General features: G+C 38.7%; 20 protein-coding genes. 18 read left to right on the top strand and 2 right to left on the bottom strand.

Going from position 1 to position 22,980, the window contains the following annotated elements:
* Positions 1–132: 132 nt before the first annotated feature.
* The 15 genes from EL341_RS12565 (at position 133) to EL341_RS12495 (ending at position 16,863) form a co-directional block, all read left to right on the top strand.
* Positions 133–3,084 (top strand): type VI secretion system Vgr family protein, encoded by a 2,952-nt coding sequence (locus tag EL341_RS12565; protein WP_126467911.1) that lies wholly within the window; start codon positions 133–135, stop codon positions 3,082–3,084.
* 31 nt (positions 3,085–3,115) lie between these two features.
* Positions 3,116–6,433 (top strand): hypothetical protein, encoded by a 3,318-nt coding sequence (locus EL341_RS12560; RefSeq protein ID WP_126467909.1) that lies wholly within the window; start codon positions 3,116–3,118, stop codon positions 6,431–6,433.
* Position 6,434: 1 nt separating this feature from the next.
* A complete protein-coding gene (locus EL341_RS12555; protein WP_126467907.1) occupies positions 6,435–7,382 on the top strand; it encodes a hypothetical protein in 948 nt (315 codons plus the stop codon).
* A 130-nt stretch (positions 7,383–7,512) separates the two neighbouring features.
* Positions 7,513–8,109 (top strand): hypothetical protein, encoded by a 597-nt coding sequence (locus EL341_RS12550; RefSeq protein ID WP_126467905.1) that lies wholly within the window; start codon positions 7,513–7,515, stop codon positions 8,107–8,109.
* A complete protein-coding gene (locus EL341_RS12545) occupies positions 8,082–8,735 on the top strand; it encodes a hypothetical protein (RefSeq protein WP_126467903.1) in 654 nt (217 codons plus the stop codon). The genes EL341_RS12550 and EL341_RS12545 overlap by 28 nt, the downstream gene beginning before the upstream one ends.
* 115 nt (positions 8,736–8,850) lie before the next feature.
* Positions 8,851–9,681: a hypothetical protein gene (locus EL341_RS12540; protein WP_126467901.1), complete on the top strand. Its 831-nt coding sequence runs from the start codon at positions 8,851–8,853 to the stop codon at positions 9,679–9,681.
* Positions 9,682–9,755: 74 nt separating this feature from the next.
* Positions 9,756–10,547, top strand: a complete 792-nt coding sequence (locus tag EL341_RS12535; RefSeq protein WP_126467899.1) for a hypothetical protein — start codon at positions 9,756–9,758, stop codon at positions 10,545–10,547.
* 107 nt (positions 10,548–10,654) lie between these two features.
* Positions 10,655–11,245, top strand: a complete 591-nt coding sequence (locus tag EL341_RS12530) for a hypothetical protein (protein ID WP_126467897.1) — start codon at positions 10,655–10,657, stop codon at positions 11,243–11,245.
* 20 nt (positions 11,246–11,265) lie between these two features.
* On the top strand, positions 11,266–11,823 hold the full coding sequence (locus EL341_RS12525) for a hypothetical protein (RefSeq protein WP_126467895.1): 558 nt from the start codon (positions 11,266–11,268) through the stop codon (positions 11,821–11,823).
* A gap of 16 nt (positions 11,824–11,839) precedes the next feature.
* Positions 11,840–12,562 carry a hypothetical protein gene (locus EL341_RS12520; protein WP_126467893.1) on the top strand — a complete coding sequence of 241 codons (723 nt, stop codon included), beginning with the start codon at positions 11,840–11,842 and terminating at the stop codon, positions 12,560–12,562.
* A gap of 70 nt (positions 12,563–12,632) precedes the next feature.
* Complete coding sequence (locus EL341_RS12515; protein ID WP_126467891.1) at positions 12,633–13,490, top strand: tetratricopeptide repeat protein; 858 nt, start codon at positions 12,633–12,635, stop codon at positions 13,488–13,490.
* A 94-nt stretch (positions 13,491–13,584) separates the two neighbouring features.
* On the top strand, positions 13,585–14,451 hold the full coding sequence (locus EL341_RS12510) for an XAC2610-related protein (RefSeq protein ID WP_126467889.1): 867 nt from the start codon (positions 13,585–13,587) through the stop codon (positions 14,449–14,451).
* Positions 14,452–14,711: 260 nt separating this feature from the next.
* Positions 14,712–15,332: a hypothetical protein gene (locus EL341_RS12505; RefSeq protein WP_047781638.1), complete on the top strand. Its 621-nt coding sequence runs from the start codon at positions 14,712–14,714 to the stop codon at positions 15,330–15,332.
* A gap of 150 nt (positions 15,333–15,482) precedes the next feature.
* On the top strand, positions 15,483–15,815 hold the full coding sequence (locus EL341_RS12500) for a hypothetical protein (protein WP_126467887.1): 333 nt from the start codon (positions 15,483–15,485) through the stop codon (positions 15,813–15,815).
* 166 nt (positions 15,816–15,981) lie between these two features.
* Positions 15,982–16,863, top strand: a complete 882-nt coding sequence (locus EL341_RS12495) for a tetratricopeptide repeat protein (protein WP_074823305.1) — start codon at positions 15,982–15,984, stop codon at positions 16,861–16,863.
* 141 nt (positions 16,864–17,004) lie between these two features.
* Here EL341_RS12495 and EL341_RS12490 read toward each other — a convergent pair whose 3' ends face one another.
* Together EL341_RS12490 and narQ are read right to left on the bottom strand one after the other, a co-directional pair.
* Positions 17,005–17,589, bottom strand: a complete 585-nt coding sequence (locus EL341_RS12490; protein WP_047782725.1) for a LuxR C-terminal-related transcriptional regulator — start codon at positions 17,587–17,589, stop codon at positions 17,005–17,007.
* Positions 17,590–17,711: 122 nt separating this feature from the next.
* Positions 17,712–19,406, bottom strand: a complete 1,695-nt coding sequence (gene narQ, locus EL341_RS12485; RefSeq protein ID WP_126467885.1) for a nitrate/nitrite two-component system sensor histidine kinase NarQ — start codon at positions 19,404–19,406, stop codon at positions 17,712–17,714.
* Between the two features lie 325 nt (positions 19,407–19,731).
* On the opposite strand from narQ, the gene napF reads away from it, so the two are divergent.
* The 3 genes from napF to napA are packed head-to-tail and all read left to right on the top strand — an operon-like array spanning position 19,732 to position 22,971.
* Complete coding sequence (gene napF, locus EL341_RS12480; protein ID WP_047781633.1) at positions 19,732–20,238, top strand: ferredoxin-type protein NapF; 507 nt, start codon at positions 19,732–19,734, stop codon at positions 20,236–20,238.
* Positions 20,222–20,491: a chaperone NapD gene (napD, locus tag EL341_RS12475; protein WP_074823299.1), complete on the top strand. Its 270-nt coding sequence runs from the start codon at positions 20,222–20,224 to the stop codon at positions 20,489–20,491. Before napF ends, napD begins: the two co-directional genes overlap by 17 nt.
* Complete coding sequence (napA, locus tag EL341_RS12470) at positions 20,488–22,971, top strand: nitrate reductase catalytic subunit NapA (protein ID WP_074823294.1); 2,484 nt, start codon at positions 20,488–20,490, stop codon at positions 22,969–22,971. The genes napD and napA overlap by 4 nt, the downstream gene beginning before the upstream one ends.
* Positions 22,972–22,980 lie beyond the last annotated feature (9 nt).

Raw genomic sequence — 22,980 nt, 5'->3', positions numbered from 1 at the left:
TCTCGCTAATATGAAAATATTAAACTTATTTTTGACAACAAATTGCTCAATCAACATTTCTTCACGTTATACTCGTCAGGAACTGTAGTTCCCTAATTTGCATTGATCGCAAATGATCTATAAGGACATAGAGTGAAGGATCAACTGATAAAAAAAGGTAAAGACCTGCTGGATGAACAACTTCAGGCTTACGGCCTGAGCGGTAGCTATGGTCGTTCAGATGCGGTTTCCAGCGGTTTCTCACAGCTGAATAATGGCATGAACCGTTACCAACTGGCCATTGATGGGCTATCGACCTCACTGTCGGTATTAAGCGTACAGGGTCGAGAGCACCTGAGTGAACCGTGGCAGTATGTCATTCAGTTTACCGCCCAGCACGGATTAACCATGGAGCAGGTGCTGAGCGAAAAAGCAGTATTTGCTTTGGCGCCGGGGGGCGTTAGCAGTCTGGGTGGTGTAGCGGGTCAGCTTAGTAATCAACTGATGTCAGCCTTTAACGCCTTTGGCGGCATGTTCAGCGATAAAATCGGTGGTGCGTTTAATGCGCCAACGGGTGGTTTCTCGATTAATAGCGTTAGTCAGATAGCTAATCAGGGACTGGGTATCGCCAATCAGGTCAGTTCGGCGGCAGGTAAGCTGGGCAATATGGCGAATACTATTGGCGGTATTGCCGGTAAAGTGGGTTCCAGTTTGACCTCGCTCTCTTCTGTCGGCGGCATGGTCAGTTCCCTGACTGGTGGTGAGGGTGAATCCCGAGTGTTGTACGGTGTGGTTACCGCCTTTAGCCAACTGTCCACCTCTGCCGATGAAGCCCGCTATGAAATTACTTTATCTCCACGACTGGTGCTGTTAGACAATACCCTGAATAGCGCTATCTACCAGAACCAGACCGTACCTCAAGTGGTGGAGGCGGTACTGCGTAATCATGAACTGACCGGCGTCGATTTCCGCTTTGAGCTCAGCGATACCTATCCCATTAAAGAATATATCACCCAATGGCAGGAGAGCGACTTAGCCTTTATTCGCCGTCTGCTGGCGGACAGCGGTATCTGGTTCCGTTTTGAAACCCATGCTAAACATAGTTGCGATGTGGTGGCGTTTGGCGATTCAGAACAACAATATCAAGACGGCCCGACCACCGCCTATCGTCAGCCCTCGGGCAATAACGATAACGGTGTCGAATCGGTGTGGGATATGTCGATTTCCCACAAGACCGTGCCGCAAAGCGTATTAACTCAGGATTATAACTATCGCAATGCCCAGACCGGTATGAAGTCTGAGGTTAACAGTGCTCAGAAAGATAACACTACCCGCGGTCGCCAGTACCTTTACGGTGAGCACTATCGAGATAAAGGCGAAGTCATTACCCGCGGTAATACGCAAGATGAACTGTTGGGTCAGTTCAGCAATATGTTACCCGATGGTTTGGCAGAGATGCCCAGCGTTAGCGGAGTAACGCAAAATATCGCGGGTCAGGCCAAAGGTACGATAGATAACGTTAGCGGTTCGCTGGGAGGACTAGCGGATAAAGGCGGCGAACTACTTAATGGTTTGGCCGGCGAAGGTGAAGACAGTAGTGGCTCCAGTTCCGCAGAGCCGGATGCGGTGGGGCAAGGGGCTTGGTATGCTCGCTTGCACCATCAGCGCTTTATGACCGAACAGATCACTATTCGCGGTAAAACCACCTTATCTCATCTGGCTCCGGGGCAGATATTAACCGTGACCGGCTCCCCGATTGATGAAGCGGGCAGCGGTATTCTGATTGTTTCAGTGGAAAGCACCGGTGACCGTCAGCAGGCTTATGTTATCAGCTTTACCGGTATTCCTTATGATGTGTTACGCCCTTATCGTCCTGAACGTTTAATTTGGCCAATCATTAGCGGCACCTTGCCGGCTCGGGTGACCAGCCCGGATAATGACGCTTACGGCTATCTGGATGTGCAGGGACGTTATCGGGTGAAGATGGACTTTGACCTGAACGAGTCATGGCGTAAAGGGGAAGAAAGCCTGTGGATGCGTCTGGCTAAGCCGTACGCCGGTGAAACTTATGGCATGCACTTCCCGCTGATCGATGGGACTGAAGTCGCCATCGCCTTTACCGAAGGTAATCCTGATCGGCCGTATATCGCTCACGGTATGCACGACTCACGCCACCCAGATTTAGTCACTGCCACCAACCATAAACGCAACGTTATTCGCACCCCGGCCAATAATAAGCTGCGGATGGATGATGAGCGCGGCAAAGAACATATCAAAGTTGCCACCGAATACGGTAAAACCCAGCTTAATCTCGGTCATGTGGTGGATGGCGAGCGTAAACAGCGGGGAGAAGGATTTGAGCTGCGCACCGATGAGTGGGGGGCGATTCGGGCGGATAAAGGACTGTTTATCAGCGCTGATGGACAGCCAACGGCACAGGGTGCGGTGAGCGAAATGGCGCCGGCGATGGATCAACTGGCCGCCGCCCATGCCCGAATGCAGGGGCTGAGCCACGCAGCGGAACAGGCTCAAGCGCTGGTAGCCGAAATTGAGGCGCAAAAATCGCTGATAGAGCAGCGGCTAAAGGATTTAACTGCCAGAGTGATACTGGCCAGCGCACCGGACGGTATTGGTATCGCCAGCGGTGAGGATATGCAACTGGCGGCAGCACATAATGTCTATCTTACTGCTGGCAGTCATATGGATATCGGTGTGGGCAAAAAGTTGACGATAGCGACGGGTGATGCCATTAGTTTATTTGCCCAGCAGTCAGGGATGAAGCTGTTTGCCAATCAGGGCAAAGTCGAAGTGCAGGCGCAGAATGATGCCATGCAGCTGGCGGCCAAGCAGGATATGGAGATTACCAGCGTTGATAGCAAGGTATCTATGTCTGCCCGGCAAGAGCTGATATTAGTGTGTGGTGGCGCTTACATCAAAATATCGGGTGGGGGTATTGAGTTAGGGTGCCCGAACAATGTGACAGTTAAAGCGATCGCTTTGCAGAAAATGGGGGCGGCGCAGCTGGATAAAGATGGACAGCCGATGCCTATTGTTGAATATCGCTATGCTCCGCCGTCATCTAGTAAGTTTGACTTTTCAGTTTAGAACCTCAGGAATTTGTTGATAAGGATATGTTATGAGTGAGCTTACCCCGTTAAAAAAGTGGTCTCTGATTTTTAAAGAACGTCCGGACAAAGCGAATGTGAACGGTACGCCAACGGAAGAGAGCGCGGAAGGGGATGCGGATCCCGGTAAGATCATTCAAGAGCCTGAGGTTTATTATCAGCGATTAGCGGCGGCATCTAGCGGTTTTTATCCCATCAGCTTACATGGTGTGTGGCATGGTGGCATTCATTTTGACCAGTCGTCTGGCTTGAAGTGGACGATGTCGATATACAACCTTGCGGATGGTGAGGTTGTGGCGACGCGGATTAATGATAGCTATGTGAAGGTTAGTCAGGATGAATCACCGGTTTGTCTCTCTTCAGGTTTTGCATTAATACGTCATCGTTTGGAGCTTCCACCAGAACCTCCAGCGGCAAAGGAGGTTCCAGCTTCTGAGGCTGCACCTGACGCGGCAGCCACGCCGGATATGTCGGCAACGCCACCTGACACAGCCCCAACGCCTCAGGGAGAAACACGGCCTCCGGCGGGGGGGCCAGCTACGCCTCCGGCGCAACCCCCTTCAGAAACGCCATCGACAGAACCGGCGACTGCACCCGCCAGTAGCGAGCAGACTGCACCGCCACCACCCAGACCGGCACTGACGTTCTATAGTTTATATATGCATATGCTGCCGTGGAAAGCTCATTCACAGCAAGGGGTCACGCTGCCACAGTTTTGGGGTGCGTCGCAGTATCAGATCAAAGCGGATAAGAAAACGGACAAGTTGCTTGGGGTTCGTATACGACCAACGGCGGGTACGACGAATAAAATTGATAGTAAAAAAGTGCTCAGTGTCGTTGTCAGAGGAAGCGTGCTTCGCTTGGGGGAGGAATTAGCCTCTAACAAGAAGTACCGTAAGGTGGAAGAAATTATTAGCGGTAAAGCCTACCCTGAATGGGATGGAACAACGGAAGGATATTCGTATGTTCCTGAGCTGATTGCCGTTGAGGGACAAACCAACCATTGGTTTGTTGGTGAAAAGGCAAAAGATGCACCGGAAGATACCACGGCCAAAGCGATTAAAGGTCAATATATTCGGGAAGCGGCGGCCAATGGCTCGAAAATACTGGCGTTATTGTTGCCGGATAAAAAAGTTAAGCTGGGGGAAGTCAGCGGTATTCGCAGTAAGATAACAGCGCTGGAGTCGGCGGATTCGACGATACCGCCACTGCAGGCCGATGCGGACGGTAATTTACCGGGTTGGGTTGCCAGTTCCAATATGTCTATTGTCTCAACCGAACCGGAAAAACTGGATGAGATTCAGTTTCAGGAGCCACCTGCTGTAATAAAGGCAGGTGAGATCGTGGGTTATCCGGGAACACAGAATATGGTGAAGAGTGGTGAAAATCAGTATACCGGTGAACCGGTTCTTCATTTGGAAGTGTTCAGCGCTGATGATGTACCCGCATTCGTGGCGCAAAGTAGGAATCTGGCCGACAAGCTGGCGGATAACCAGAAAACGCTGTTAAAAGTGGATGTGGGTACTCAGCTTGCGCAACCGTCCGCGACCGATACCGAGATCCCGGCGGGAGCTGATGTGGCGCTGGAAGCAGATTCGCCTAAGGATGGACGTTGGGCTAAGGCGAAAGCTGGATATATTATTGAAGTGGATAAAAAGGACTTAGGGAAATACAACAGTGGGCAATATGCACTGGATGCGACACAGAAAAACGGGCTTGCAACAAAGGCAGGATTGAGTGAAGCGGCTAAAGCTAAAATGCCAAGTTCCGTTTTTTTTGTTAAGAAATTAGATGGAGAACAACGTGTCGTCAGTTTCTCACTGTCAGATGCGGAGGCTTGCTGGATACCTCGAGACCAACTGAATGAAGAGGGGCGTAGAAGCAGCACTGAAGCCGCTTTACCTGCCTGGAAAGCGTTCCCGTTAAAAGAGGCGGCGACTGATAGCCCAACCGTTGCTTTTATGCGTTTATTACCGTTATCCCAAATAAAGAAAGAGGATAAAGCCACCGATGGGCAAACGGTTTGGTGGTTTGTTTCTGCTGGTAACGAGCAGGGGGAAGATATTCAGGGATGGGTAAAAGAAGGCGGAACCGTCGTTCGTTGTTCCCCGTGGCACTGGCCGGGCTTTGAATTTATTGAAGAACAGAGTAAGCCCGCCGATCAGGCTGCGGCTAAAGAGGTTAATCAGGCAGAGGGCGAATCATCTGCTGATGCCGATCCTCAGAGAATTGAAAATTTGCGTATCCGTGCCGATCAGGCAGACAGAGGCGAACTACTGCAAAAGCTGCATGAGATTATTGATAGCCAGGGAACTAAAGACGGTCAATTGACGGTAGATGAATATCAAAAAGCGCTGGCAAAACCGTGGCTGGCAGAGCAAATGTCCAGACTGGTGGTGAAGTATGAAAGCGAATGGTACGCGGATGAAGGGTTAAGTAAGTGGGAAGAGCTGTTTAAGGTTATCGACCCGCAGGATCAGCAAAGCCAGCATTGGGATGTAATGCGCAATAAGATTAAGGCGTTGATTTGGTATAAGGATGTGGCGGGTAAGGTTGGTTTGCCGGAGGATGGGAAGGTGTGGCATTTTCATCCGGTTGGGTTGGTGGGGGCAATGGGGAGAATAGGAGATTGGTTTGACATAGAGGAATTTATCACCAAATATAAAGAAATGCATTCTGTAATATTTGGATTCTATGATGGAGATACGAAAATTAAGATTTCCTCATTAAATAAAAAATCAGAGGACTCATTAAGAACACTTCTAAATGAGATGAAGAATCAATATTATAATTACTTTGATATTTTTAATGAAAAATTTATTTCATATATGTTATCTACGATAAGAATAGAGTCATATGATTTCACTAATGGGGTTTATTTTAAACCAATTAATGAAATTATTTCATATGAAAAAGCAGAGAGAGAATATGGTTCTGGTTCAACAGCAACTGATAAGAAGCGTAGAAGAGCAATATTAAATCACAATACTAATGTAGGTGATGGATATAAATATAGAGGGAGAGGTTTAGTTCAATTAACATGGAAAATTAATTATAAAAAGTTCATGAGGTTGACTGGCATAGATATTGTAACTAATCCTGATCTTTGTCTTGAAATAAACACCGCTGTTTCAATAATGATGAAAGGAATGCGTGATGGGAGTTTTAGAGAGGATCATACACTTGAGCGATATTTAGGTGAGGGGAAAAGTGATTATTTTAATGCAAGATTAATTATTAATGGATATAGGGATGGAATTCCTGATCGCGCTAATCACTTTGAAGATTATGCTATGCTTTTTGAAAAAATAATAAAAGAGGTAATGTAGAGTGAAGTATTTTATATCATTATTTTTTCTTCCGTTTTTAGTTTTTTCTGAGGATAATCTCGAGTATATATCATGCTATGAAGAGTACAACTCATCTTGTGAGGTGATATTAGAAAAAGGTGCTGAATCAGAAATAAATGATTACCCTGTTTATTTAAAGGAAAGAGTGACGGGAAAGAAAATATTTTTATCACCAGAACAAAATACTACAATGGAAGGGGTGTCTTTATATCGAATTGATAATTCATATCTTCTTTTAAAAGAGTATTGGGGGGCAGGAAGAGGTGTTAACTTTATTAGATTTAAATTTAAAGATCATAGTTTAGATGATGCAGTAGTATTTAACATTGAAAGTCAGGTTGATGTTTATTTAAAGAAAAGAAACTGGGGTGGGTATTATTGCGATTATTCATCAGGTACTTCATTTGATAATTCATTGCCACCACTTCATTCTGTTTTTTTAGCTAATTGTAAGAAAAAAAATAAATTTAATTTAATAAATAATGATTATATAAATAACGATGTGATTTTTTTCATATCACATTTATCTAATAATAAGACGAACTTGATAAAATTGATTGCGCTCGATTCAAAAGATTCTAATAATATTGATTTTGAGGATGTAGGGTGTATAGAAAATTGTTCTGACATAAGTAAGTCAGGTAATTTTATAGGGAAAATAAATAAAAAAATAAGAGTAAAACTTCATCTCGATTTTAAAGCTAGTGATACTTATGGTTATTATTACTATGATAAGTTTAAACAGAATATCAGTCTCTCAGGTCGTCTAAATAATGGCGAGTTGATATTAAATGCCTATAAAGAAAATGGTGAATTGTTAGAGGTTTTTAATGGGATTTTATCTGATGGAAAATATAGTGGTTATTGGATTGATATGAAGACCAAGAAAGAATACCCATTTTCATTTTATCGAATGATTACACAATAACTATTGAGCAAGATGGCTTTAATCAGAAAAAACTTAGGTAGGAATGAATTTATGGTAGTGCTATAAATTTATTCAAAGTTTATCATGCTTAAAATCATATCCTCTTGATGTTGTTGGATTAACTAATATAATGAAAAAATATTTATCATGCTTGATTCTTTTGTTTTCTTTTTCAGTTTTTGCTAATGATAGCTATCGTGTTTTTGCATCAAACACATCATTTTTAAAGATTAATGATGTACGCTCGAATAGTGTTTTCTATGATATATCTAGCACTGGTGGTACTTCTTTCGAGATTGCATATTCGTATCCCAATATCACTTATCTTGTAATTTTGATAAAAGATAAAAATAACCTTTATTTAAAAGAAGCATCAGAAACAATAATTTTACTTAGAACATATGGAGATGAAGCGGTAAATACATTGAATTTATCTGTAATTTCAGCTCTACTAGCCAATTTAAATTTTAGTAATGTTTCAGTTAATAGTTTATTTAAAAATATTAATTTAAACTTATCGGAAGGTGTGGAGGGGAAAGCTGTTATAAATATTGATAAAGCTTTTTTATATAATAATCCGAATGAAAAAAATAAAATAAAAATGTATTTAATTACTGGTGATCTTGTCTCTATCATAGAGTATAGATCCAGTTGGTTATTGATTGATTATAAACGGCAGAATGGTGTAAACATAAGAAAATGGATAAAGATAGACTCTATATTATGAGATTTGATAAATGCCGCTATCTCCAAAACAGTGTCGACTTAATTACTCGGCCATCTCATCATTCATTAATAAGCTTTATGCGCGAATTGGCTGGTAATGCGGGCTGTAATCGATATCTCTGTGGATTGATGTTGTTCGTTTTGTCTTGTTACGGACAAGCTACTCAACTTGGCGAGTATTTCGATTCTCTACCTGTTTTTGATAAAGTTTATTTTTTATGTGAAACAGATAAAGGGAAATACATCTCATTGTATGGAGGTTTAAATGCAGAGAAAAAGCCTATTTCGTTATTTTATACCTATGGCTATAAGAATAAACCTGAGATAATTTATCCGTCATCAACTTTGCATAATAACTTTTTGGCATTTGAATATCAATACTATAGTCGACCATTTACATCATATTTATTTATATCTTTTAACAATAAAGGATATAGATATACATTAAAAGATTCATTGGAAAATGATATTAAATCAGTAAGTTTAGGTGTTAAATCTATTGATAGAGATAAAGAACATAGTATTTTATGTAAGAAAATTATTGTTGATGAGCTGTATGCGATTGCTGATCGGTTACCTTGTAATAAAAAAGGAGATGGTCCATTTTTTTGTTTAGGTGACGATTAGACTATAAAAATAGTTCTGGCTATAATATTTTAAAAGTATGGACTAATATCTTTATGATTAATAAAATAAATATTTTTTCTGGATAATAATACTTTTTCCTTTTTCTTGTGAATTATTGGCAGATAAAACATTAGTCGCTCCCAATGGTAATGAAATTATCTTTTCTGAATCACTTTCAGGTAAGAATATAGATAAAGATGCTTGGGGGCGGATTTTTTTTGCTAAAGGTAATCGTAAAATAGATATATCTCTTGATAAGCATATCTTCACTAAATCACAAGGGGGGCGATATTATACTTATTCTAACGATAACGTTATTTCTCCCACAGGAAATTATATCATTATTAATAGTATCTATGGGAGTATGTATCCAACACAAAGTGGTGGGGAAAAATATGTCGATAGAGCATATTGTAGTATTGTTGATATGAATACTGGTTGTGTGGTTAGCGATCGCGATGGGGAAGTTTGCGGTTATAGTTGGGATAGGAATAAAGACTTAATTGTATCTTCATATCATGATAGTTTTGATTTTTTGTCTTCTAAAATGGCGGTAAATAAGAGTGGTGTCGATAGTGATTGGTCGGCTCAAGATATTAAAAATTTAACGCTATGTGATTCACCTAATCGCTCTAATATCGGTGCTTATTATTTATTAATATCAAAATTTAAAAAGGGTTCGGATCAGCAAAAAATAATTAAAAATACAATTGTAGACTGGACTAACGATTTAGTTAATGAGGCAACGGTATTAGATAAAACTTACCTTTATATTGAACCAAAAGAAAATAAAAAGAGTAAGATGTATTTACTAAAAAGTGATAAGGTGAAAGTTATTAGTTTATCTGATGATAATCAGTGGGTTTTTATTTCTTATATATCTAATGGAAGTAATCCTATATTAGCATGGGTTAGTAAAAATTATTTAAGCGATTTTAGTCGGTAGATGTCAATCTATAAGTCTAACGACTGATGGATTAGTTCCGAATTAAATTGGAATCAAGAATAATGGAATGTTGAATGAAAATTATAATGCCAAACTATATTTTGGGTTTTACATTCTGTTTCTTTGTTATAAGTAATTTTACTTTCGCATGTAATGTAAATAATGATGATAGTCTTTATAGTGCTTTATATGATGGGAACGGGTATGTTACTTTCCATAAGAAAATGTTAGATGGTATTAATAAAGAAGATGATAATTATGAAATATTACTAAAGTATATTGATTGTAATGCGGCGAATGAATCTAATATAGGAGTTCTATCATACTATAATTCAGCAGGGAAAGTTAATTCTGCTTTTATTATTAATCAGACTGAAGATGGTAATAGGAAGTTATATATTATACATACTACACAATTACAGTGGCATGATGGTGAACCCTATGGCTATGCAAGCGAGTTTTATGAGGTTTCGGTTTTTAAACGTTTAGATGACACTTATTTATTTGATGATAAAGAATCACGTTATTTTGGTAGAGGGGCTGATTTATTTAATATAAAGCCCATTAGTCAAGATGTTATATATAGTTATCCTTATAAATCGAAAGATAACATACTGACCTCACTTAAAACTTCGTTTTATCAAAAGTATATGTCTAGCGTTAATTTTTCTGCAAAAATCAATAAAAAAACTTTCTTATATAAAGAGCCTGAAGTTAGTACTAAAACAAAAAGCTATTTAATAATGGCTGATGTTGTTAAAGTGATTGATGTTAACTCAGGTTGGGTTCATTTAAACTATCATAATGTTAATAAAGGAATTGTTATTGACGGTTGGGTGGAGCAAAAGGATATTAATCAAAATTAGTGTTTTTAATAATCGATAAAATAAATTGTATATGGCATCTATTTAAATAATATGGATGAAAGTGGATTGCTAAAGATTCAGCGAAAGGTTTAATGATGAGGTTAATAATGTCTGTTAGGAAAATATTAATTTTATTACCTATTTTTATTTTTATTATTTCATCAGGAAATTTATTTAGTAAAGAAAATGAATTAGGTGATGTTTACTCGGAAATATTGAGAGAACCAATGCACATTAAATATCAAGGTCAAGAATCAGTTTTATTGTTCTTTAAAAATAGCTTAAAAGATAAAAAAGAAGAGTATTCTATTTCATCTCATATTCCATTAGGCGAAATTTATAATTTAACTAATAAAGGAATGGATGTTTTTTATGTTAGTAAAATTGAAGGGGATGAGTTAGTTGACGTTTTTATTTACGATGATGTTAATTATTCTAAAAATAAATCAGTTTATATCATAACTCGATCAAAATCTAATATTGAATCTATAAGTGGTTATTACTATAACTCTATAGAGTATCCTCTTTTTATTGAGCAAGGTATGCTTAAAATTGAGTTTTTTTCAGGGAGCTATAAGCCAGATACTATTTTTAATAACTGTTTTGATGGAATAAGGAATGGGAAAAAAAATATTTGTCAGTATAAAGATAAAGACGCTATTAAAAAATATTTAGATAATCGCTTACGTGGGCTGTAATTATTGTAGGAGAGGCTTGTATGAAGTTGCTAAAATTAATGTATTTATTACCTATATTTATATGGCCGAATATAGGTTATGCTGAAAAAGATTTAAATTATACCGTTCCATTTCATCAACCAATTTCAGTAAAATATAGAGGTCAGGAATCCACCCTTATATTTTTGAAAAATAACCTTAAAAAAGAATTGCCGAGTGATGAAGGCAATATCTCTGATGGTGAGTTTTTTAACGTTACAGATCAAGGGAAAAGTATTGATTATATAGATAGAGTTAAAGGGGATGAAATATTGTCAGTATTCTTTTCCTTAGACAAAAAAAAAGACAGTAAATTTCTTTATATTTTAACTGGAACAAAGATATCCCAAAAAAATAAAAAAGGATATTTATATTCCACATCAAAATATTTGATTACATTAAAGAATGATATTATTCATATTTCTCATGATTCTAATGATAAAAATAATATAGCTATCAATAATTGCTTTGAAGGCTTGGATGGTGATAATAAAGTTATATGCAAATATAAAAATGCATCAGCTATAAAAAAGTATTTAAATAGTTCTAGATTAAAATAGATAATGAGACTAAGTCATGAGGGATAATATCAGATTGATTGTTTTTACATTGTTTTTTTCTTTTGTTTTTAGTGCATATGCTGAAAAAAAAACCTGCTCTATTAATTCTTGCGATGGATTAACGATACAGAAAAAAATTAGAGATTTAATAAATAGTGACGGCTATGAAAATATAGCAATAGATACTATTTTAAATAAAAGATATTTAGTTATAGCAGTGAATAATGAGGTTAATAAATGTTCAGTTTTATTTCCTATTTCTGGTAATAAAATCAGTGATGAACCGATTTTACTCAATAATGCTGAAATATGTAATTATAATACTTTAAATAATAAAGTGATAAGTCGTTGGCGTGATAGTGGGAAATGGTATGAAGATGTTTATCAGGTAAATGATACACATTGGAAACTAGTAATTCGTGATGAGTGTGTTGGATGCGATATTGTGAAGAGAAAAATATATTTAAAAAATAATAGTATCGAAACGGCACTACTTAGCGATGGGATTAACTTCTTAGGTCGTAAGAAGATTTCAGGCATTATTTCTGTACAGAAAGCTAAACTTTTTAAATCAGCCAATTCAGGTGATATATCGAAAGCATATCTAATTAAGGGTGATATTTTTGATTTAATTGATATTAGCAATGATGGACGGTTTTATAAGATTAAATATTTAATGAAGAATGGAAAATCTCTTACCCTCTGGGTTAACGTTGATGATTTTTCAATTTATCATTAAGTGATAGGTCAGGTGAAGTAAACCTAGTTCCCCAAATGAATAGCTAAACATTATTTTTAGGGAGGAGTAAATGTTTCGGTATTTAATAGTTATATTATTGCTCTTATCCCAACAGGCTTTAGCTGAAGTTGATGGTTCATTGTGCTTTAATAAAAAAAACTTAAAGATATCAGCACTACCGTTCTCAAAAAATGAGGATGTAAGTAAGATTCTTATAGAAAACAATGGGAAAGTCATTTTTTCTTTAGAGTCAATGTTAAATGATAAAAAAGATTTTTATTTTTATCAAGATATCGATTTTGATAATGTTGATGAGCTATTTATTTATGATTCAGCTATTCCAGAAAATATTTCATATTCGGTATATAAGATTAATTGTAATGAAATAATACCATTTCATCCAAGTTATTTGACGAATTTTAATTTTGATAAAGTTAATAAGACTCTTAATGAAGTTATGAAGGATGGAGTTAATTCAATAAAAAATAAATATTGTTTTGGTGAATTAGGTTATTATTTATGCAATACAAAAAAGACGCTAGTGAAATATAGTGATTCTGCTATTTGGCGCAGTGATTTTTTTGATGAAGGACTAAATAATATTCGAAAGGATATTTTGTTAGATGATGATTCTCTAGACTTAGATAAATCTATAAATAATGTTGATCTGGAAAAGTATAATAATATAGCTTATTACCTCGAGCAGTCAGGGAACTATGATGAAGCTATTCTTATTTTAGAAAAAATCATTAAACAATATCCAAAACGTACAGTGGCATATATTAATTTAGGTGATGCATATTGGGGGGTAGGAGAAAGAAATAAGTCTAGAATATATTATAAAAAATATATAGAGCAGATGAGTGGAAAAGGTAAATCTAATCGAATTCCTGTTATAGTAAAAGAACGCGTAGAAGGAAAATCGTAGGCTTACTATTATAAGGGAGGCATTCCAAAACTCACTCATCATAGAGCTGAAATTTTATTAAGAGCAAAAAAAGAGTTTGGTTTGGAGTAATTTAATGAAATATAAATTTTTATCGGTTTTATCATTATTTATATCTTTTTCTGCTTGCTCATATAATGTTATTGAACGTTATGAGTTAAAAGGAAAAATTAAGAGTTATGATATCACTATGTTTTTAGCAGTGGATGGGCGTTCTGTAACAGGTTCATATATATATAATAAAAATAATAAGAAAATTTCATTGAAGGGTAGCTATTCTGATGGAGTATTAAATTTATCTGAAAGTTACAATGGGCAAATAACAGGGAAAATAGATGCAGTAAGCTCAGGGGGGCATAGTTTTGATGGGGAGTGGATTGGGAGTGGAAAGTATAAGTTTAATGTAGAGAGAAGTTCCAAAAAAATAGATGAGATAGTTAGTCATTATAATATTTCAACATCTAATGTTCTGAATAACTCTATATCTATTGATTTTGTTTTTTTAGATAATACTAGGCAGACTTTGAATATAAATATCATAGATGATGATTTTCAAGTTGTTATAGAAGATGTGAATTTTGATGGTTACCCAGATGTAAGAATTTCAGATAACAAAGGGGCTGCCAATGAAAGTTATTTTTATTATTTATATAATAAAAAGAGTAATAAATATGAAAAATCAGATATTCTATCTTCGTATGTAGTTAACCCTACAGTTTTATATGTTGATAGAGCTGTTACTGGTTTTTCTCGTGATGGATGTTGTGATTATATTGTATCTATATTAAAAAATAATAAATTACAGAAAGCTAGTTATGATTATCAGCAAGGAAAGGGGAAGTTAGAAATAATTAATATTAATGGTAAAGTTGTTAAAACCACTGGCATTGATAGAAAAGTTTTCGAAACTGATTTTTTAGAAATTACAAATAGTAAGTTATAAATAGATATTAAATGGCTTACTGATTTTTTGTTGTACTTTTTGTTAGTTAATGGCAGTTTAAATTTATATAAAATATATTAATGAAGAGTGTTATTTTACGGGTAAAAATAAATTAATGATGAGGGGAATGTTATTAATATTGTTTCGTGGAGTGAGGCTAATATAAATGCCATTCATTATAAAACTTTTGTTTATAATAATGCATCTTTAATTAAGCAATATTTATATAATAAATTTGCCATTGAAAGCAGAGGCGAAAAATGTTCTTTAAAATAATTTCTTGTCATCTATCGGTAAGATATATTCAAACATTGGAACGTAATAATAAAATACTTAAAACAGGCTGCAATCGATATCTCTGTGGATTGATGTTGTTCGTTTTGTCTTGTTACGGACAAGCTACTCAACTTGGCGAGTATTTCGATTCTCTACCTGCTTTTGATAAGGTTTATTTGCTATGCGAAACAAAAAATAATAAGTATGTTGCTTTATATGGCAATGTAGATAAAGAAAGTAAGCCAATATCCCTTTTTTATGTTTATGGTGGAAAAAATAATCCTGAACTAATCTATCCATCTTTAGATTATCAAGATAAGAAAATTCCCTTTGAACATAGATATTATACTCGGCCTTTTACATCATATCTTTTTATTCTTTTTAGAAATCAGTCATTCTTATATACATTAGGATATGAGTGGGAAAAAGGAAAGGAATCACTATATTTAAATGTTATATCTTCTGATAGTGGTAAAGAATATTATTTCCCATGTAAAAAAGTTAAAGTGAATGAGCTATCTCAAATTGCAAAATACTTATCCTGTAATCGGACTAAGGATGAGGCAATGGGGTGTTTATCTTCTAAAGAAAGTCTGGGGCTATAGGATGAAACTTAAGTCTTTTGTGTTTTTTTCTTGCTATCTGTATATAGTGATATTAGTGCAAAGAGTAGCAATATTCCTCATTCCCCGGTTATGGTGGAAAGACCTGGTGGAAAAGCGCTGATGTTATTTATTCCATCCTCATGTGAAGATATGGCTAAACAGGATTGCGTTAGCTTATATAGCCTAAACTTAAAAAATAACAAATTAAATTTCGTTTTGAATTTAGGTCAATGGAAAATTACTTCTGTATTTTCAGTCAATATTCCAGAGCAGTCGATGTACGTATTGTCTAGATATAAATCTGATATTCAGCAAGTAAGTAGATATTATTATAGAGCCCTGCGATTTGAGGTGATAGAAAGTAAAAAGGGTGTTTATATCGACTTTTTTCCAAGAGAACCACAAGTCGATATATTTAACTATTGTTTTGACGGAGTTAATGAGACAGGAACTTATGCCCATATAAAGATGCTGAATCAATAAGGAAAGCATTAAGAAGTATGTGCCATAAGTAATTAGTTATAGAATAAAATGAATTATTGAAGGTGTTACACAAACCGTAATGGTGATAAAGATATTTAACAGAGCAGCCATTTGATTTAATCTATACTGGAAAAATATACTAAATATAGAATTAGGACTTAACTACATGATGTATGTATTTAATGGAATTTCAATTATATTTGCTTTATTAATGGTAACGTTATCTGCTGTATATGCCGATGAGCAAAGTAAAGAGTTTTACGATTTTGATGGCGATGGCATTAATGACAGCATTATCCAAAGTAGAGTCAATAATGTATTACACCTATCAATTTATATGTCATCTATAAATAAGAATCTAACTTATGAGATAACACCTCCAGATGATAACAATTTTCCTGTAGTTCATAGTAGTTATAAATTTGATGAGATTGAAGTTGATAGCACTTATTATAGTCGTCAAGGGCAAGTTTATTCACAGGTTTATAAATGGGTACCGGATAAAAAACAATGGCTATTGGTCAGCGTTATTACTGGAGAGAGGTCAGATCCTATCTCAGGAATATTTACCCCGTCATTAGAAATTGAGCGGGTATCATGTTGCAGAAAAATTGGTGAAAACCAGCATTCTATTAGTTATAAATCTAAATCGGATGTAAAAAATGAAATTAATAATGAACTCAAGAAAATATCTGATTTATTAAAAGAAAATAAAAGTGAACATGCAATTAAGAGTATTAATATATACAGTGCTGCTGAATATGTAACGACTATTAATGATAGCAATGTGGTGTTACTTAATGACTTGGCTTTCTTTTTAGCTAAAAAAGATAATATTGCAAGTGCAATTATACTTAAAGATATAGTTGATCAATATCCATCAAGAGTTGTGGCTAAGCTGAATCTTGCTGATGTATATTGGGAATTAGGGAAGGATTATAACCATTATGATAAAGCTCGTACTTTATATAAAGAATATAAAAATGAAATGATAGAAAAAGGTTTAAATAAAAACATTCCTAAGAGAGTTTTTTTACGTGAGAATTAATATTAGCTATGATTTTAATCTGACAAATCTTAGTTATATATTGTCTTCTTCATTTAATTAACCAACAACACCCGACCATAATAAATCGAACCCCTCTCGCAAGCGGTTCGATTTATCTCTTCACTTCACCGTAAATCCAATTTACTGACTCTTCCGCTCCAAATACATCACCGTTGCCGCAACGCGTGAACGTACATTTAACTTACGCAGCATATTACGGATATGCACTTTTACCGTTTCTTCGGAGATATGTAAGTGCGAGGCAACCTGTTTGTTCGACATACCCCGAGCGACTTCCTGTAATACATCGAGTTCACGTTCGGTCAGTGATTCAAATGGATCGCTTTGGTCATCACGGGTCGCCAGATATTCCAGGATAATATCGCTGAATACGTTTTCACCATTAGCCGCCTGAAGGATTTTTTCCAGCAGCAGTTCTGGTTCACTGTCCTTTAACAGATAACCGTCAGCGCCGGCATCCAACAGCGCATAGATATCGCTGCGAGAATCCGACACGGTAAGCACAATAATTCGGGCGGCAATACCTTCATTACGCAGTGCTTTCAGCGTATCCAGACCCGACAGACCTTTCATATTCAGATCGAGTAAAATTAAATCTGGCAGCAACTGACAAGCGAACGTTACCGCTTCATTACCATTGCTGGCTTCGGCCACAATATTTAGTGAAGGTTCCAGCTCAAGTAACTGGCGCACTCCACGGCGCATTAATGGATGATCGTCCACGATCAAAATATTACATAGTTCTTGCACTGATATTACCCCACTTTAAAATTTGCTAGAGAATGTTGGCTCAAATAAGCTCGATTATTATTGTTTTTATTTACTTTTCATTGCTGAGGGAAGATAAGACGCACACAAGTGCCACCTTCCTCCTGCCGGCTAATCGCCAGGGTTCCGCCTAAACGGCAAGCCCGTTCACTCATAATATTAAGTCCATAATGACCTTCCGGTTCATCAAGACTTTTGATACCCATGCCATCATCAATAATGGTAATTAAGTTATAGCCATCCTTAGTCGATTCACAATTTACATAAATGTTTTTTGCCTTAGCGTGCTTAATTGCATTAAGCGTCGCTTCCCTGACGATCTGTAGCGCGTGTACCTGTTGCTGTGCATTTAGAGCCTGAGATGATAGTGCGCAATGTATATGAATTGGCACTTCAGTCTGCGCCTGTAAAGGCGTAATTAATTGATTAAGCGCTTCATGCAGGTCTGCCTCTTGTATTGTTAGCCGAAATGTCGCTAACAGTTCTCGCAGCTGTCGATAGGCGCTGGATAGAGCCTGATCAAAATCGGCAATAACTACCATCGCTCTATCATTATTACTGGGAACAACCCTTTTTAGCAAGGTAAGTTGAATTCTCAGGAAAGAGAGGGACTGGGCCAGTGAATCGTGTAATTCACGTGCAATAGTTGCTCGCTCTTCCATCAGCAGTACTTGTAAGTAGCGTTTTTGTGCCCGATTAAAATAGATACCGCGGCTCAGAATATTGCCAACGTTACCGATTAATTGTGGATGAACCGCATCTTCATCGGCACATTGCCAGCTAAGCTTACCCAAGATCTGCTCATCTTGCTGGAGGACCAGATGATGCCAATCCCTGCTGTTATCTTCTTTACCTTCTTCCAAGACCCAGCGACCTTCACCGCTGTCCTGAACTTCCAAACGAATAATGACCAGATTTTCACTATTACACACGATATGCAGCACTTGCTCAAAGCACTGTCGGTCAACCTGACTGACGCTCAGAGCTTGCAGACAGTCATATAATACGCCTAACGAGCGGTTAGCCTGTGTGAGCTTAACGGTTTTTTCTTCCACCTTTTCTGCCAGCGACTGATAAAGTTTGGCCAAATCGGAAGACATGGAGGTAAAGGCGTTGGCTAATACCCCAAGCTCATTGGGCTGAGTGGTATCAAGGGGCTGATGGTCAAAATGTCCAGTTTGAATATAGTGGCTGGCGGCAACCATTTGATTGAGCGGAGCGACGATTTTACGTCGACTAAAGTGAATAACGAAAAAAACTAATCCAATAGTCAGCAGAAAACTGGCAATACTGATGGTTCCGGCTGTTTTTAGCTTTAACTCGGAAAAAATCTGAATCGCCAGAACAAATTCATTGATTTGGTTTACATATTCAGCCAATTGGCTGATATACATATCACCGTTACCCTGATTGAGCTCATATTCCAGTATTTTCCAACGATCTAACAGGGTTTGATATTTTAGCTGGATATCATGGGGAAAATAGAATGAATCGATCTCTTTTAATGCCGGAGCATTAAGCGACATATCATATTGGCGAATATGAGAGTTCAGATAGGGTGAATTGGTGGTTAAGTCGTAGGCTAAACGATAGCTTTGCATGCGCAGTGAGCCAGATATATTGATGGCTTCTGCATCCGTGCGGCTGGCTGCCAGCGTCACCAATGCCAGTCCAGTAGATAAAATAGACAGAATCACAATAGCAATGAGCATACGGGCAATGTTGCTGGTGACGGAACGTTTAACGAAGAGCATAATACCTCAGAATACTAAACTGCATTAATTTGTGCCTCTGAACTTTTGTGTTTAACAAACGGGTTGAAATGATTATTTTGCCGTGTTTCATTAAAAAATACCCGAATAAAGCAGCGATCGATTAGACTATTTATCTAAAAATAGCGTAAATCAATTGAGCTAGATCAATTAACCTATCGATTTACCCCTTAAGGGTAATTATATACCTACCCCTCAACGATTAACTTACTCTGGCCGAAGTTTTAGGCAAATTGGTCGTATAATTAGCCTGAGACAAAAGATAAGTGTTTAAGATGTTCCTCCTGAGTGAGTGGAGTTAGCCAGCATGTCAATTTTATCGAGACGGAATCTGTTACGTGGTCAGTGGCGTCGTAGCTCTGCCATCAGACCGCCGTGGTCGATAGAAGAACAGCGGTTTGTTGATGGCTGTACCCGTTGCCATGCCTGTGTTGAAGCGTGTGAAACCGGGGTTATTATCGTCAGTAACGCTCGGGCTTTTCCAGAGATTGATTTTCAACGTGCGGAATGTACGTTTTGCGGCCGTTGTGCGGAAGTTTGTCCTGAGCCGCTGTTTAGGCCGCTGGAGACTCAACCCTGGCAGCGTATCGCGGTGATTAATCAAACTTGCTTAACTTATCAGGGGGTAACCTGCCGAAGTTGTCAGGACGTTTGTGAACCCAACGCAATTAAGTTTCGGCTTCGTTTGGGAGGAACTGCCCAACCGGAGTTAGATCAGCAGAGTTGTACTGGCTGTGGGAGCTGTGTCCGAAGCTGTCCGGTTCAAGCAATAACCACCCGTGAGAGTGATAAAGATAATGACGGAAAAGAGTGACTGGCACGTTTGTAGTTTGATTGTTCAGGTTAAGCCTGAGGATATTTCCACAGTAAGTGAAGCATTGTGTGCATTACCGGGAACAGAGATTCCCGGAGTGAACGAGAAAGAAGGCAAGTTAATTGTAGTTATGCAGGCAGACAATTCAGATGTGCTGTTTGCCCAAATTGAGTCAGCACGAGATATAGCCGGTGTGTTGGCGGTGTCGCTGGTTTATCACCAGCAAGATGAGCAAGGTGAGGATACGCCATGAAACTCAGTCGTCGAGACTTCATGAAAGCAAATGCAGTTACCGCGGCCGCGGTCGCTGCAGGAATGACTATCCCAACGGTTGCGGTTGCAGCTGAAGGGGATTCATCAATTAAGTGGGATAAAGCCCCGTGCCGTTTCTGTGGTACCGGATGTAGCGTTCTGGTCGGTACTCAAAATGGCCGAGTGGTTGCTTCTCAGGGTGACCCAGATGCGCCGGTTAACCGCGGTTTAAACTGTATCAAAGGGTATTTCCTGCCTAAAATCATGTACGGAAAAGACCGTTTGACCCAACCATTACTGCGCATGAAAAATGGCGAGTACAGTAAAGACGGTGAGTTTACCCCGGTAAGTTGGGATAAAGCTTTCACTGTGATGAGTGAAAAGTATAAGAAAGCCTTTAAAGAACAAGGGCCGAACGGTGGCGGTATGTTTGCTTCCGGTCAGTTCACCATTTGGGAAGGTTATGCTGCAGCGAAACTGTTTAAAGCCGGTTTCCGCTCAAATAATATCGACCCTAATGCTCGTCACTGTATGGCAACAGCGGTTGTTGGTTTTATGCGTACCTTTGGTATGGATGAACCGATGGGCTGCTATGACGATATCGAACATGCAGATGCCTTCGTGTTATGGGGCTCAAACATGGCGGAAATGCACCCGATTCTTTGGTCTCGCATTACCGATCGCCGTTTGTCTAATCCAAATGTCAAAGTTGCGGTGATGTCTACTTATGAAAACCGTAGCTTTGAATTGGCAGATAACCCGATTATTTTCAAACCGCAAACCGATCTGGTGATTCTGAACTATATCGCTAACTATATTATTCAGAATAATGGGGTTAATCAGGACTTCCTTGATAAACACGTTAATATTCGCCGTGGTGAAACGGATATCGGTTATGGCCTGCGTCCAAATCACCCGCTAGAAAAAGCAGCGAAAAACCCTAACAGCGACAAATCAACGCCAATGACGTTTGACGAATATAAAGATTTCGTTGCTGAGTATACGCTAGAGAAAACCGTTGAAATGACCGGTGTACCGGCAGATTCACTGGTTGCGCTGGCGAAGCTGTATGCCGATCCAAATGTGAAAGTGGTTTCCTACTGGACCATGGGCTTTAACCAGCACACTCGTGGTGTGTGGGCAAATAACCTGTGCTACAACATCCATTTGCTAACCGGTAAAATTTCAACGCCAGGCTGTGGCCCATTCTCACTAACCGGTCAACCATCTGCCTGTGGTACCGCACGTGAAGTCGGTACCTTTGCCCACCGTCTGCCAGCAGATATGGTGGTGACGAATGAAGCTCACCGTAAAATTGCTGAAGAAAAATGGAAACTGCCGGAAGGTACTATTCTTGGCTCCCTTGGTTTACACGCCGTTGCTCAGGACCGTGCTCTGAAAGACGGTACGTTGAACGCCTACTGGACCTTGTGTACCAACAATATGCAGGCTGGTCCAAATATTAATGAAGACCGTATGCCGGGCTGGCGCGATCCACGTAACTTCGTGGTGGTTTCCGATCCGTATCCAACCATCAGTGCATTGGCTGCCGACCTGATTTTACCGACCGCGATGTGGGTGGAAAAAGAGGGTGCTTATGGTAATGCCGAGCGTCGTAGTCAGTTTTGGCGTCAACAGGTGCAAGCTCCGGGTGAATCCAAGTCTGACCTGTGGCAAATCGTTGAGTTTTCAAAATACTTTAAAACTGACGAAATGTGGCCGGCAGAGCTATTAGACAAGAACCCAGAGTACCGTGGTAAAACGCTGTATGAAGTGCTGTTCGCTAACGGTCAGGTGAATAAATTCAAACTGGATGAATTGGCTGAAGGTCAGCTTAATGATGAATCCCGTGAATTAGGTTACTACCTACAAAAAGGTCTGTTTGAAGAGTATGCAGCGTTTGGTCGCGGTCATGCTCATGACTTGGCAAACTTTGATGATTATCATAAGGCGCGCGGTCTGCGTTGGCCAGTGGTTGACGGTAAAGAGACGCTGTGGCGCTATCGTGAAGGTTATGACCCGTATGTTAAGGCTGGCGAAGGCGTTCGGTTCTACGGTAAACCAGATGGTAAAGCGGTTATTTTTGCTCTGCCATACGAACCGGCAGCAGAGAGCCCGGATGAAGAGTTTGACCTGTGGTTATCTACTGGCCGAGTTCTGGAGCACTGGCATACCGGTTCGATGACCCGTCGCGTGCCGGAACTTCATCGTGCATTCCCGGAGTCGGTACTGTTTATTCACCCTCAGGATGCCCAAAAGCGCGGAATGCGCCGTGGTGACAAGGTGAAAGTTCAGTCTCGTCGCGGTGAAGTGGTGACCATTGTCGAAACCCGTGGTCGTAACCGCGTACCTCAAGGTTTGGTGTATATGGCGTTCTTTGATGCTGCACAGTTAGTTAACGTATTGACGTTGGATGCAACCGATCCATTGTCAAAAGAGACTGACTACAAGAAATGTGCAGTCAGAGTCGTTAAGGCCTAGGGTAGGTAG

It is taken from the genome of Pragia fontium (assembly GCF_900638655.1).
Taxonomy (GTDB): Bacteria; Pseudomonadota; Gammaproteobacteria; order Enterobacterales; family Enterobacteriaceae; genus Pragia; species Pragia fontium.
The sequence above is the reverse complement of the archived record's forward strand: the minus strand, read 5'-3'. Positions and strand labels throughout refer to the sequence as shown.

What these genes read in the sequence shown, in the direction of transcription:
- EL341_RS12560 (WP_126467909.1), top strand. Translation starts at nt 3,116, where the DNA reads ATGAGTGAGCTTACCCCGTTAAAAAAGTGGTCTCTGATTTTTAAAGAA.
- EL341_RS12550 (WP_126467905.1), top strand. Translation starts at nt 7,513, where the DNA reads ATGAAAAAATATTTATCATGCTTGATTCTTTTGTTTTCTTTTTCAGTT.
- EL341_RS12545 (WP_126467903.1), top strand. Translation starts at nt 8,082, where the DNA reads ATGGATAAAGATAGACTCTATATTATGAGATTTGATAAATGCCGCTAT.
- EL341_RS12535 (WP_126467899.1), top strand. Translation starts at nt 9,756, where the DNA reads ATGAAAATTATAATGCCAAACTATATTTTGGGTTTTACATTCTGTTTC.
- EL341_RS12530 (WP_126467897.1), top strand. Translation starts at nt 10,655, where the DNA reads ATGTCTGTTAGGAAAATATTAATTTTATTACCTATTTTTATTTTTATT.
- EL341_RS12525 (WP_126467895.1), top strand. Translation starts at nt 11,266, where the DNA reads ATGAAGTTGCTAAAATTAATGTATTTATTACCTATATTTATATGGCCG.
- EL341_RS12520 (WP_126467893.1), top strand. Translation starts at nt 11,840, where the DNA reads ATGAGGGATAATATCAGATTGATTGTTTTTACATTGTTTTTTTCTTTT.
- EL341_RS12515 (WP_126467891.1), top strand. Translation starts at nt 12,633, where the DNA reads ATGTTTCGGTATTTAATAGTTATATTATTGCTCTTATCCCAACAGGCT.
- EL341_RS12510 (WP_126467889.1), top strand. Translation starts at nt 13,585, where the DNA reads ATGAAATATAAATTTTTATCGGTTTTATCATTATTTATATCTTTTTCT.
- EL341_RS12505 (WP_047781638.1), top strand. Translation starts at nt 14,712, where the DNA reads ATGTTCTTTAAAATAATTTCTTGTCATCTATCGGTAAGATATATTCAA.
- EL341_RS12500 (WP_126467887.1), top strand. Translation starts at nt 15,483, where the DNA reads ATGGCTAAACAGGATTGCGTTAGCTTATATAGCCTAAACTTAAAAAAT.
- EL341_RS12495 (WP_074823305.1), top strand. Translation starts at nt 15,982, where the DNA reads ATGATGTATGTATTTAATGGAATTTCAATTATATTTGCTTTATTAATG.
- EL341_RS12490 (WP_047782725.1), bottom strand. Translation starts at nt 17,589, where the DNA reads ATGCGCCGTGGAGTGCGCCAGTTACTTGAGCTGGAACCTTCACTAAAT.
- narQ (WP_126467885.1), bottom strand. Translation starts at nt 19,406, where the DNA reads ATGCTCTTCGTTAAACGTTCCGTCACCAGCAACATTGCCCGTATGCTC.
- napF (WP_047781633.1), top strand. Translation starts at nt 19,732, where the DNA reads ATGTCAATTTTATCGAGACGGAATCTGTTACGTGGTCAGTGGCGTCGT.
- napD (WP_074823299.1), top strand. Translation starts at nt 20,222, where the DNA reads ATGACGGAAAAGAGTGACTGGCACGTTTGTAGTTTGATTGTTCAGGTT.
- napA (WP_074823294.1), top strand. Translation starts at nt 20,488, where the DNA reads ATGAAACTCAGTCGTCGAGACTTCATGAAAGCAAATGCAGTTACCGCG.